Source organism: Corynebacterium confusum (assembly GCF_030408715.1).
Classification (GTDB): domain Bacteria; phylum Actinomycetota; class Actinomycetes; order Mycobacteriales; family Mycobacteriaceae; genus Corynebacterium; species Corynebacterium confusum.
Map to the genome: position 1 here is coordinate 1,989,185 of NZ_CP047202.1, position 11,863 is coordinate 2,001,047.

10 protein-coding genes, 2 tRNA genes and 1 pseudogene are annotated in these 11,863 nt (G+C 59.7%); 7 read left to right on the forward strand and 6 right to left on the reverse strand.

Annotation, left to right across the window (positions count from 1 at the left end; all coding sequences use genetic code 11):
* Positions 1-12: 12 nt before the first annotated feature.
* Positions 13-204 (reverse strand): PspC domain-containing protein, encoded by a 192-nt coding sequence (locus CCONF_RS09225; protein ID WP_290222981.1) that lies wholly within the window; start codon positions 202-204, stop codon positions 13-15.
* A gap of 173 nt (positions 205-377) precedes the next feature.
* On the opposite strand from CCONF_RS09225, the gene cmrA reads away from it, so the two are divergent.
* From cmrA to CCONF_RS09240, 3 genes are all read left to right on the forward strand, one after another.
* Positions 378-1,190 carry a mycolate reductase gene (cmrA, locus tag CCONF_RS09230; protein ID WP_290222983.1) on the forward strand — a complete coding sequence of 271 codons (813 nt, stop codon included), beginning with the start codon at positions 378-380 and terminating at the stop codon, positions 1,188-1,190.
* A 14-nt stretch (positions 1,191-1,204) separates the two neighbouring features.
* The gene (orn, locus tag CCONF_RS09235; protein WP_290222984.1) at positions 1,205-1,843 is read left to right on the forward strand and encodes an oligoribonuclease; all 639 of its coding nucleotides are present in this window, start codon (positions 1,205-1,207) and stop codon (positions 1,841-1,843) included.
* Between the two features lie 47 nt (positions 1,844-1,890).
* A tRNA-His gene (locus tag CCONF_RS09240) sits at positions 1,891-1,966 on the forward strand.
* Between the two features lie 45 nt (positions 1,967-2,011).
* Here CCONF_RS09240 and CCONF_RS09245 read toward each other — a convergent pair.
* The gene (locus CCONF_RS09245; RefSeq protein WP_290222986.1) at positions 2,012-2,977 is read right to left on the reverse strand and encodes an MsnO8 family LLM class oxidoreductase; all 966 of its coding nucleotides are present in this window, start codon (positions 2,975-2,977) and stop codon (positions 2,012-2,014) included.
* A 67-nt stretch (positions 2,978-3,044) separates the two neighbouring features.
* The gene (locus CCONF_RS09250; RefSeq protein WP_290222989.1) at positions 3,045-4,253 is read right to left on the reverse strand and encodes a L,D-transpeptidase; all 1,209 of its coding nucleotides are present in this window, start codon (positions 4,251-4,253) and stop codon (positions 3,045-3,047) included.
* Between the two features lie 311 nt (positions 4,254-4,564).
* Between CCONF_RS09250 and CCONF_RS09255 the strand changes: the two genes are divergently transcribed.
* Together CCONF_RS09255 and CCONF_RS11580 are read left to right on the forward strand one after the other, a co-directional pair.
* Positions 4,565-4,637: transfer RNA gene (locus CCONF_RS09255), tRNA-Lys, on the forward strand.
* 146 nt (positions 4,638-4,783) lie between these two features.
* Positions 4,784-4,939 (forward strand): annotated as a pseudogene (locus CCONF_RS11580) (tyrosine-type recombinase/integrase); the annotation flags it as partial.
* A 402-nt stretch (positions 4,940-5,341) separates the two neighbouring features.
* On the opposite strand, the gene CCONF_RS09260 reads toward CCONF_RS11580, so the two are convergent.
* Together CCONF_RS09260 and CCONF_RS09265 are read right to left on the reverse strand one after the other, a co-directional pair.
* The gene (locus CCONF_RS09260) at positions 5,342-6,364 is read right to left on the reverse strand and encodes a trypsin-like serine protease (protein ID WP_290222991.1); all 1,023 of its coding nucleotides are present in this window, start codon (positions 6,362-6,364) and stop codon (positions 5,342-5,344) included.
* Positions 6,354-7,229: a DUF418 domain-containing protein gene (locus CCONF_RS09265; protein ID WP_435384104.1), complete on the reverse strand. Its 876-nt coding sequence runs from the start codon at positions 7,227-7,229 to the stop codon at positions 6,354-6,356. Before CCONF_RS09265 ends, CCONF_RS09260 begins: the two co-directional genes overlap by 11 nt.
* A gap of 475 nt (positions 7,230-7,704) precedes the next feature.
* On the opposite strand from CCONF_RS09265, the gene CCONF_RS09270 reads away from it, so the two are divergent.
* The gene (locus CCONF_RS09270) at positions 7,705-9,048 is read left to right on the forward strand and encodes an IS256 family transposase (RefSeq protein ID WP_290222401.1); all 1,344 of its coding nucleotides are present in this window, start codon (positions 7,705-7,707) and stop codon (positions 9,046-9,048) included.
* An 887-nt stretch (positions 9,049-9,935) separates the two neighbouring features.
* On the opposite strand, the gene CCONF_RS09275 is transcribed toward CCONF_RS09270, so the two are convergent.
* Positions 9,936-11,213: a glutaminase gene (locus CCONF_RS09275; RefSeq protein ID WP_290222996.1), complete on the reverse strand. Its 1,278-nt coding sequence runs from the start codon at positions 11,211-11,213 to the stop codon at positions 9,936-9,938.
* A gap of 34 nt (positions 11,214-11,247) precedes the next feature.
* Here CCONF_RS09275 and CCONF_RS09280 point away from each other — a divergent pair, with 34 nt between their 5' ends.
* Positions 11,248-11,802: an isochorismatase family protein gene (locus tag CCONF_RS09280; protein WP_290222998.1), complete on the forward strand. Its 555-nt coding sequence runs from the start codon at positions 11,248-11,250 to the stop codon at positions 11,800-11,802.
* Positions 11,803-11,863: the final 61 nt, after the last annotated feature.

Genomic DNA, 11,863 nt, shown 5'->3' on the forward strand with positions numbered 1-11,863 from the left:
GCGGGGCCGGGCCTAGGCCTGCGGGCCTTCCGGCATGCAGATCCACAGCACGATGTAGATGGCCAGGCCCGAGGCGCCGGCCAGCGTGGCGATGGCGAACAGGGCGCGTACCAGGGTGGCGTCCACGTTGTAGGTCTCGGCGATGCCGCCGCACACGCCGGCGAGGTAGCTGTCGGTGGTGGAGCGGTGGAGTTTGTCGTTCATGGGGGATCTTCTCCTTTTTGGGGGTCGGGGCTTTCCTTTCACCTTCCTATTCAACCGTGGATTGTCCCGCAGCGCATCAGGGTTTTTCCCTGAACTAACCCGGATCTTTTCGCTAGGCTGAGTGGCACCGCCTAAGGTCGAATGCACCATCCGCGAAAGGACTTGAATCCGCTATGCCGAAAAAATCCGGACTGCCTGCCCCCACCCGCCATTCTTTTGCTCTGATCACCGGCGCCAGCCAGGGCATCGGCGAGGCCATGGCCCGTGACCTAGCCGCTTTGGGCCACAACGTGGTCTTGGTCGCCCGGCGCAAGGAGGTGCTGGAGAAGATCGCGGCCGAGCTGCGCGCGGCCCACGACGTCGAGGCCGTGGCTTTCGACGCCGACCTCTCCCGCGCCGAGGACGTCGACCGGCTCATCGAATTTATCCGCGGCCGGGAGGTGAGCATCCTGGTCAATTCGGCCGGCATCGCTAGCTTTGGCCCATTTATGGAGCAGGACTTCGGCTACGAGACCGACCAGTTCCAGCTCAACGCCACGGCCGTGCACCGGATTACCCGCGCGGTGCTGGAGCAGATGCTGCCGCGGCGGCGCGGCGCCATCTGCAACGTGGGCTCGGCGGCCGGCAACATCCCCATCCCCAACAACGCCACCTACGTCTTCACCAAGGCCGGCGTCAACGCCTTTACGGAGGCGCTGCACTACGAGCTGGCCGGCAGCGGGGTCAGCTGCACGCTGCTCGCGCCCGGCCCGGTCCGGGACGCCGTCGTCCCCGCGGAGGAACAGTCCATCGTCGACAAGGTCGTGCCGGACTTCCTGTGGACGACCTACGAGTCCTGCTCGCAGGAAACTCTGGCGGCCATGGCCCGCAACCAGCGCCGCGTGGTGCCGGGCCCGTTGTCCAAGGCGATGAATACGATTAGCCAGGTGCTGCCGACGCCGCTTATCGCGCCGCTGGTGGGCAAGTTCTACTCGCAGATGGGGTAGCTAGACTGGTGGTTATGCACAAGCAAGAGATAGCCCCCAAACATGACCGCCTGGTGTGGATCGATCTGGAAATGACCGGTCTGGAACCGGACCGCCACGTCATCGTGGAGATCGCGGCCGTTATCACCGACGGCAACCTGAACATCCTGGGCGAGGGCATCGACCTCGTCGTCCACGCCACCGAGGACGAGCTGGCGCAGATGGACGACGTGGTCACCGAGATGCACGCCAACTCCGGGCTGGACACCGAAATCCGCGCCTCCCACACCACCGTCGAGCAGGCCGAGCAGGCCGTCCTCGAGCTGGTCGCAGCCCACTGCGACCCAGAGCACCCCGCCCCGCTGGCCGGCAATTCCATCGCCACGGACCGCACCTTCATCCGGCGCTACATGCCCCGACTGGACCAAGCGCTACATTACCGCATGATCGATGTCTCCACCATCAAGGAGCTGGCGCGACGCTGGCACCCGAAAGCGTATTTCCACCAGCCGGACAAGGGGCTGGCCCACCGCGCGTTGCAGGACATCGTGGAGTCCATCCGCGAGCTGGACTACTACCGCCGCAGCGTCTTCCGCACCGACGGCGGCCCGGACAGCGGCCAGGCCCTCGAGGCGAAGGCCGAAAGCACCCACGCTTACCAGGCGTTTTTGTAATTCGCCGTTCATGGGTTAACCTAAATAGCGCTGCTAAGGCAGCGATGGTGGCTGTAGTTCAGCTGGTAGAGCACCAGGTTGTGATCCTGGGTGTCGCGGGTTCGAGCCCCGTCAGCCACCCCAAAGTTAAAGCAGGTCAAGGATTCCTTGGCCTGCTTTTTGCTATCCCTAGTGAGCTAGTTGGTGCACCAGGAGCCTTTCGCTCTCGGCTCGGCCAGCGCGGTCCGGGATATCGCCCGTCACCAAGAACTCCTCCACGCCCAGCTGGCTAGCAATTGCCGCTAGCTCCCGCCCCACTGTTCGCGGCGTACCCACCACGTGGTGGGCCTGGATGTCGCGCATGCGGGCGCGCTGCTGGCTGGTCATCGCGGCGAGATCCAGGTCCACGGCCGGCACCAGCGGGCTGAAGCGGCCGGTGGACTGGGCCATTGCCTGCGCGTAGGCCTCCGGGGCCAGCAGGTCCGCTGCCTTGCGCTCCGTTTCCGCCACGGCGATATTCAGCGAAGAAATCACGTGCGGGGCAGGGCAAAATTCGCTGGGCTGGAAGTTCGCGCGGTAGGCCTGGGCCGCCTTTAACTGGGTGCCCACCGGCCCGCCCAGCATGACGCCAAGGCCTAAGCGCCCGGCGGTGCGCGCGGAGGCGTAGCCGGCCAGCAGAAACAGGCCCACCTCTCCCTCGAGGCGCGGGCGGGCGGTGACTGCGGCATCGCCGCGCAGGTAGCCCAGCAGCTCGCCCAGGTCCTCGCCGTAGCGCTCCCGGGCCTTGCTGTCCTGGCGCAGCGCGGTGCGCACCGGGGCGGTAAACCCGACGGAATTTCCCAGGCCGATGTCCACCCTGCCCGGGTACAGTGCCGCCAGCGTCGCCACTTGCTCCGCGATGAGAAAGGGCGGGTGCCCGGGCACCATGATGCCCGCCGTGCCTACGCGCAGACGCTGCGTGGCCGCCGCCGCGTACGCCGCCAAAAGAGCCGGCTGCCCGCTGGGGATGCCGTCGACGCCGTGGTGCTCGGCGACGGTGAAGCGCTCGAAGCCCAAGGACTCGACGTGCCGGGCGTGCTCGGCCACCCCGCGCAGGGTCTCGGCCTCCGTTTCGGCCGGGGTCGCCGCGGCCCTATCTAAGACAGAAAAACGCATGCTCCCCACGGTAGTCACTGACCGCGGGGAGCACGCGCTCCGCAAAGGTTGAGTTGGCTTAGGCGGGCTAGGCGTTGCCGACCTTCCAGTCCTCCCAGGACATGTTCCAATCGCCGAGCCCGTCGTAGGGCGAGAGCACCCCACCGGAGGTGTTCTTGACCAGGACGATGTCGCCGCGGCCGACCACCTGCTGGAACCACTGGGCGGCCTCCGGGGTGACGTTGATGCACCCGTGCGAGGTGTTCGTGTTGCCCTGCGCCCAGACCGACCACGGGGCGGAGTGGACGTAGATGCCCGAATAGGACATCTGCGTCGCATAGTCGACGACGGTCTGGTAGCCGCCGGCATCGAGAGCCAGCCCGAAGGTCGTGGAGTCCATCATGAGCTGCTCGTGCTCGTCGCCGATGATGTAGCGCCCGTTCGGGGTCGCGTACTGGCCGTCGCGCCCCAGCGAGACCGGGATCTCGCGCAGCAGCTCTTGGTTCTTGTAGACCCGCATGGTCTTGGTCGCGTCGTCCACGATGGAGATGACCCGGTCGCCGATGGTGAAGCTGGCCTCGTTGTTGGAGCCGCCGTACACCTTGTTGCCCAAGTCGACGCCTTCGATCTCCGCCTTCGCGGTCACCTTCGTGCCCGGCTCCCAGTACTCCTGCGGACGCCAGCGGACCTCGTAGTCGTTAACCCAGTGGAACGCGCCCTCGACCGCCGGGGAGGCCTCCACCGTCAGGGCCTCCTCGGCCTTCTTGCGGTCCGGCACGGGCACGCCGAAACGGAAGTTCACGGTCTGCCCGACGCCGACCTCGGCGCCGTCCAGCGGGGCCATGGCCACCTCCGCGGTGCCGTTAGCTTCCGGGGTGGTGAACTGGACGGTCTTTTCCTTCCCATTCTCGTCCTTGGCGTAGATGCTGTAGGTCCGGTTGTAGCCCAGCGTCTCGTCGCTCGACCAGGTCTTTCCATCGTCCGAGAGCTTTTCGGCCACGACGTAGCCCTGCTCGTTAGTCATGGTAACCGTCTCTAGCCCCTTGCCCAGGGACTTCACAGTTACGGGCGTGAAAGGATCGACGTCTTCGGCACCGTCCTTGACGGAAAACTCCGGAGCCTTCTTCTCCTTCTTAGCCACGCTGGTGGCACCGACCTCCGATGCCTCACTCACCTCCGGCGCCGCCGCGTCCTTGCCCTCCGGATCGCCAATCGTGCACGCCGCCAGTGACACCGCCGTAACGGATGCAACTACCGTCACTGCACCGCGGCGCAGCAGCGAAATCGTCCTAGTCAAAATCCAAAACCCTTATCTAGCCTGGTTCTCTTAACCTGCGAGTCAGCCGCCGAGCCGCCTTCGCTGCGAGCTCGTCACCCAATCTCACTAACCATATCGACAAAACGTCCTCAAGTTGTACACAAAATTGGCGCTGCAGCGACTTTGATATCTAATCGTTGCATTCAGCATGAAGCACGCGATAACGGTGCGTTAATACCCCGAAAAACCTGGTATGACCAGCCGATTTTACTATTTTCTTTGAAGGGGTTAAAGTTATTTTCCGTTGCAAGGACAGCGGCCGAGAGATTGGCTCAAGTTTTTGAAACAATGCGCCATTAGCTCAATTGGCAGAGCAACTGACTCTTAATCAGTGGGTTCGGGGTTCAAGTCCCTGATGGCGCACAATAAGGCTAGGCCAGGCGGAATCTTACCGTTCTGGACCTGGTCTTTTCATGGTTTACCCTGATTAGGACAGGAAATATCCCAACACTGTTTTTGGCGCGATATCTCTGTCTGCACCGCGCCAATGAGGTAGTTTGTGGGTACGAGTGGGCACAAATTGGGCACGAGGATTCGGGTCTATCCGTCAGCTGAAGTCTGGGAGATTCCAGGCCCGCTACGCGGGGCCGGACGGCAACCGCCACAAAGCACGTAAAACTTTCCCAGATAGATTGTTAGCTCTAGGATGGTCTTCAGAAATCCGTAAAGAGATTGACCTAGGGACTTGGACGCCGCCGCAGGACGCACCGGCACCCCCAAAGATCGCTACTGTTGGGGAATTTGTTCACCTGAAGTGCCCCGGGTTTTGTTCCCAGGCGGTTGCCATAGTTTCTATTTCAGGCACGGGTTCTGAGATGTTTCCGGCACGGCGGGCATACCGAGTCCAGGGACGTGCCGTGTGCCATGAAACCCCCAGCTTTGGGGCTACTGCCTGGCACGCGGCTTACATCGACATATTCTCCGCCAAGACGCGGTCTTCCACAAGGCAGACCACACAGTCCTTTGCATCCTGGTCAAAGGTTCTTGGCATATTCCAGATTTTCCCATCTACTCAAACGGAACAAAACCTGGGGCACTTCAGGCTAGTAAGAAGTCACATATCCCTCCTAGCGATAACGACCACGCAAGCCAGGAATACGCGCTATGAACGCAGCAGCAATAAGCCCTATCGTCGCGATACCGACATACAACCACACGTGATCACCGCTGGTCTGCGGAACTTTCGGCGGCTCAGGTGAGTTCTCCGCGTTAAGAATGGAATCTGTATCACGCCCGCTGACTATCCCGTCAATCCACTCTTTAGCACCCGACAACGTGGTAATCGCTGCACTAGGTGAAGGCAAATCCGGATCCCCGTTAGAGGTACCCGCAGTCATAAGTCCAGCAAGTTTGCCGTCCACAAAGAAGGGTCCGCCGGAGTCACCACCCTGCACACCAGCACGGCCCGTCGAATGTACATCGAGGAGGGCGCTTCCAATCAGCGGCATCGAATCATCCGGCAAACTAGCACCCTCTGGCGGCATCGCCCCCTCACCAAGGTCACCAGACTCGGGCGCAGGAGCACCAGGCATCGCCTCGGCAGCCGGAACGCTTTCCACTCCTTCCGGAACATCTGGCTGCTTCCCCTCTTCGACAACATGGCTGGACGGACTACCACCAAGAATCTCAGAAACTTCCATTTCCGCTTTGGGTAGGTGGCCTTTTCGAGCCATGGAGGAACTACTGCTCCATCCGTAGATGACACCTCGCTGGCCGGGCTGCGGTATATCGGTGGCGATAGGTGCAGGATTAACACCGGAAACAGAGGTAGTGAGATGGAGAAGGGCAGCATCAGAAACCGGAGAAAGTGCCCATGAATCCGCATCATAAATAGTCCCGTTAATACGGGCCTGCGTGCCCTCATTGTTGACGGAAGACAGGCAATGACGTGCAGTAAGAACCCACTGCTCAGCAACGAGGGTACCGGTGCAATCGCCAAAATTTCCTACGCGACCTATCTTCAACTCAGCAACTGTCCGAGCCTCGGCAGAATCGCCGGCTGGCTCACCATATTCAAGGGCTCCAGCCGGGGGCGCAATCAGCGTGATGACACCGACGGTAAGCAGAGCAGGAATAAGTTTATGCTGCATGGTGGTCCTTCTTTCCAGCAGGAACGGCAATGTTGATGGCCTTGGAAACAAACCACTCGGCGGGCCCCTTCCCTATTGTGCGGTGCCACAGGGTGGCAAACGCGAGGAAGAATACGATGAAAGCACAGGCCCAGCCGGTGCTATGTAAAGCGATGTGACTCTGCCAGTAGTAGGCCGTGAGCACATGCAGAATGTAGATGCTCAAAGACATTGCACCGAGGGCAACGAAGGGATAGGCCAGTCTAGGTACGGTGCGGCCAACAATAAGGCACAGATGCAGTACGACCGCAGCGACCATAACCGACAATACGATCTCCCCCAGCACGCCCGTATGGCCGGTAAAACGCAGCCAACCAGGTACATCCGGAGTAAAGCGGAAGTAGAAACCCACAGCAGCGAGGACTACACCAGCTGCAGTAACTCCCCACTGAACAGCAGCACGATGATGTCGCACATACACCTCAAAGAGCAACATTCCGGCGAGAATATAGGCGACATAAGCCAGAAATGGGTAAATCTGAGGCAAGGTCATAGGAGCATACTTCACTGTCGCAGCGACCGTTGCCGCGATAAAGAGGAAGAGTTTCCACCACCAACGCAATGGTGGAACCCAAGAAACGAGGATCATGGTAATACCGATAACCACAAGAACGACTTGAATTTCTCCACCAACGGGTAACAGTGCTACCCCGATCAGGGCAATTATGCAGCCACGCGCAAGAATCCGCAGAAACGAAACCACAGTGAAATCGCGGCCTATGATCATCAGCGTAATACCTGCAAATATCGCAAATAGTGCTGCGGAAAGACCGTTGAGGATGACCTTGTTGTACCACACGAGCGAGGCCATATGTATGACAATCATGCCTATAATGGCAAATGATCGGGCTATATCTAACCCTAAGATGCGCGAAAATGCAGGCACCTGTACTCTCCTTCATATTGTAATGGGACCACACTTCTGTGAACCCATGTGCATTACGATCTTTACCAAGCCACGCTGAATAATTACTGCAAGACCTTTATGAATGGTTTACCAATCATAAAGAAAGGGAAACCGCTGAGTCGAATCTTCTCCTTGAGATAGAAGAGGAGAGAAAAGGGGCGTACCAGGTTATTTGTGTGCGGGGGTAGGTTAATTGGCTTTTATCGAAGCGGTTGGGGTAGGCCACGGCCATTTAGTTGATGGCTTGTTTCTAGCCGGAAACTCCGGCTTCTTCCATGAGTCTGCCGGCTGTCACTGAGACTCCTTTGCACTGCTTCGCCCTCTTTGCGCCTTGGGGGAGAGTGTCTGATGGTTTGTGTGTGGGAACCTAACCCGCATGAGGAGATGGACCAGAATGACTACTGTGACGAGACGAGATCCGGCTGATAAGGCCAAGATTGATGCGATTGAAAAGAAGCTGCTTGCTAACCCTGAAATCGCGAAACTCATTGATGACCTAGGCACATCGACAACGGATGCCAATGACCTAGTTCGGGGCATGCTACAAGCCTCGATTACTAGGGGATTAAACGCTGAGATGGATGCTCACCTTGGCTACGAGTCCGGCGATAGAGCAGCTAAAGCTGCAGCTGAGACAGACAATCACCGCAACGGAACCTACCCAAAAACCGTGGATTCTAACTACGGGCCAGTTACCGTTGATATCCCTAGGGATCGGGCTGGAACATTCTTGCCGACTATGGTCCCTAAAGGCTCGAGGCGTTTGACCGATGTCGATGACATGATCATCAGCTTGTATGCCGGCGGGATGACCATTAGGGATATCCAGCACCACATGGCAACTGCGATGCGGGTTGATATTTCCCATGAGACGATTTCTGCAGTTACTGACGCCGTCTTGGATGAAGTCATGGTGTGGCAAAACCGCCAGCTAGACGAGTTCTACCCCGTGGTGTTCCTGGACGCGCTGCGTATTAAAGTCCGCGACGGCGGCCGGGTTGTCAACAAGTCCGCGTACATGGCAATCGGCGTGGACCTCGACGGCATCAAGCACATTTTAGGATTGTGGATCGCCAAGGAAGAAGGCGCTTCCTTCTGGGCGCAGGTGTGCTCTAACCTGGCTAATCGTGGGGTCAAAGACGTCTTTATTGTCTGCTGTGACGGGCTGAAAGGCCTGCCTGAAGCAGTCGAGGCAACGTGGCCGAACTCGATGGTGCAAACCTGTATCGTGCACCTGATTCGTGCCGCGAACCGGTGGGTAGCCTACGGGGATCGTCGGGGTGTATCGGCGGCGTTAAAAAAGATTTACACCGCTGCGGATGAACCCACAGCCCGTGCTGCTTTGGACGAATTTGAAGCCTCTGAATTGGGAGAAAAGTATCCCCGCTCAGTCAAGGTCTGGCAGGACGCGTGGGGCCGGTTTGTCCCGTTTCTGCAGTTCCCGCCAGCGGCCAGAAAGGTTATCTATACGACGAATTCCATTGAGTCGTTTAACAACGAGCTGCGTAAAGCTACTCGCAACAGGGTGCAGTTCACCAACGATGAATCAGCGCTTAAAACACTGTGGTTGATGATCTGCAATATTGAAGACAAACGAGCTGCAAAGAGGGCGAAGCAGGGCAAACGAGTCTCAAGAACAGCCGGCAGGCTTATGGAAGGAGCCCGGGTTTCCGGCTGGAAACAAGCCATCAATCAAATGGCCGTGGCCTACCCCGACCGCTTCGACAAATACCTATAAACCCAGCCCCACACACAAACAACTTGACACGCTCCCTTGGGGCTGCCCGCACAGTCTTACGGTCAAGCGCAATATGGTAGCGCTCGGCAAGTTCTGCGTTGATCCGCGGAGCACCATCAACCTCATCGGAGTCTTTCCAAATCTGATGAATCTTGCGGTCGACATCATCGTAAAATGCTGCACGTTCATCTTTGCCGGATAGTCGCTTCTACTGCATATGGGCCCATTTTGTAGTATCCAGACCGAGACACTTTTAATAGCCGTGCCATGCGTTTGATGCTGTAGTTCGCCTTCTCCTGCTGCATTAGTTCGAACTTTTCTGTTCGCGTTGCTTTGCGGCGAAGAACTGTCGCTCGCTTTTGGTAAAAACTCGTTATCCATCTCGGCTTCCGCCAACTCACGGCGCAGACGAACATTCTCAGCACGAAGATCAGCCTCACTCATCCCCTCTGATGCTTGTCGGCGCTCACGCTCGAGTTTGACTCACCGGCCTAAAAGCCCGTCGGAAACACCGATTTCCTTAGCCACATGAGCAATCGGGCGCTGACTCGATTACCGGGTTCGCGGCTTCACGCTGGCAGTCCGGCGCGTACTTCTTGCGCTATTGCCCCACAATGAACACCCTCTCCCACGGACACGAGATCCGTACTAATAGGGTGTCCCCTACTCGAGGGTAACCTCACCTATTCAACGGCAGTTGACGCATGCGTCGGCGGCCATGACGTTGGATGTGTCCACGGAGCTTTTTGATGAGGTTTTGCAGGGGTTGGGGCGGCCGTTAGATGAGACTTTTCGGATGTAGTGGGATTGTAATGGGATAGCGAAAATCTCTCCCGCGGGCCGTGATTTCACTGGCCAGCGAGGTTTTTCAGTTTATGCCCCGGTGCCTAGATCTCCTCGCCGGCGATCTCGTAATCCTCCATGTCGTGGACAGGGACCTCGGTACCGTCGGACATCTTCAGGTCGGTCATCCGGTTGTCCGGATCCACCACGCCGATGTCGTGACCGGACTCGCGCAGGCGGCGCAAGCCCTCCTTCAGCATGCGCCGCCCCATGCGGTTCGACCCAGTCACGCCGGACATATCCAGCACCACGGCCTCGTTGTCGAAGTCCTGGTCGGCCAGCTCGTAGAGGATGGTCTCCGCCGCGTTGAAGTTGATCTGCCCCTGCAGGCGGAAGACGTAGGTGTCCTCTTCCTCGTGGATATCACGAATGGGAGCGATACCGTAGCGCTCCTCCGTCGACATCAGGTGCAGGCCCATGTCACGGGAGACCAGCTTGAAGGCCTCCACGCCGCGCACGCTGTTGCCTTCCTTGTTCAGCCGCGGCGAGAACGTCGCGATACCCAACTGGCCCGGCAGCGTACCGAGAAGCCCGCCGGCCACGCCCGACTTGGCGGGGATGCCGACCTCGGCCATCCAGCGGCCGGCGCCGTCGTACATGCCTGCCGAACTCATCACCGACAGCGTCAGGCGGCACACGTCCGTGTCCAGGATCTTCTCGCCGGTGACCGGCTGGTGGCCGCCGTTGGCCAGCGTAGCCGACATCACGGCCAGGTCCCGCACGTCGACCAGGAGGGAGCACTGGCGGATGTAGGTGGTCACGGCATCGGGCGCTTCGTCCTTGATGATGCCGTAGTTGCGCAGCATGTGTGCCAGGGACAGGTTGCGATCGGAGTGCTCCAGCTCGGAGCCGCACACGCGCTCGTCCATGCCCAGCTCCCGACCGGCCAGGCGCGACATATAGGACCGGATGCGCTCGACGCGCTCGTCGACAGTCGAATCCACGCCGTTAATCAGCTGTGTGACGGCGATGGCGCCCGCGTTGATCATCGGGTTGACCGGCCGGTGATCCTCGGCGTTCAGGGACAGCTCGTTGAAGGCCTCTCCGGAGGGCTCCATGCCGACGATTTCGCGCACCGCGTCTAGGCCCAGCTCCTGCAGCGCGAGCGCGTAGACGAAAGGCTTGGAGATGGACTGGATGGTAAAGCGCTCCTCTTTGTCCCCGGCGCTGTAGACGTTGCCCGTGGTCGTGCACATGGCCGCGGCCAGGTAGGACGGGTTGGCGTCGGCCAGCTCGGGGATATAGTCCGCGACGGCGCCGCCGTCGGAGTAGCGCACTTTGTCGAGGATTTCTTCGAGGTAAAAAGGGATCGGAGTTTTCACCCTGACCAGCCTACCGGCAGTTAAAATAGTCCTCATGACTACGCACGCCGATGCCCTCCTCGTCGTCGACGTCCAGCACGACTTCTGCCCCGGCGGCGCGCTCGGCACTGAGCGCGGCAACCTGGTGGCAGAGGGCATCGCTGGCGTTATTGCCAATTATCCCGCGGTGGTGGCCACCCTGGACTGGCACATCGACCCGGCCGGGCACTTTTCTGACAACCCCGACTTCGTCGACACGTGGCCGGTGCACTGCCTGGCCGACAGCGAGGGCGCCCGGCTGCACCCGGCGCTGCCGCAGGAGGACATCGACGAGTTTTTCTACAAGGGCGCCTACACCGCCGCCTATTCCGGTTTCGAGGGCGCCAGCCAAGCGGGCACGTCTCTGGCAGACTACCTGCGCGGCCGTGGGATTGAGCGCGTGGACATCGTGGGCATCGCCACCGATCACTGCGTGCGCGCCACGGCCCTCGATGCCCTCCGCGAAGGCTTTGACGTCACCGTGCGCCAGGACCTGTGCTCGCCGGTGAGCGAGGACGCCGCGCAGGCGACCTTCGCCGAGCTGCGCGCCGCCGGGGCCGAGCTGGCCTAAAACCTGTGGATAACCGCGCGTTGTATTACGTGTAATACAAGTTCGGCGAGTTATCCACAGC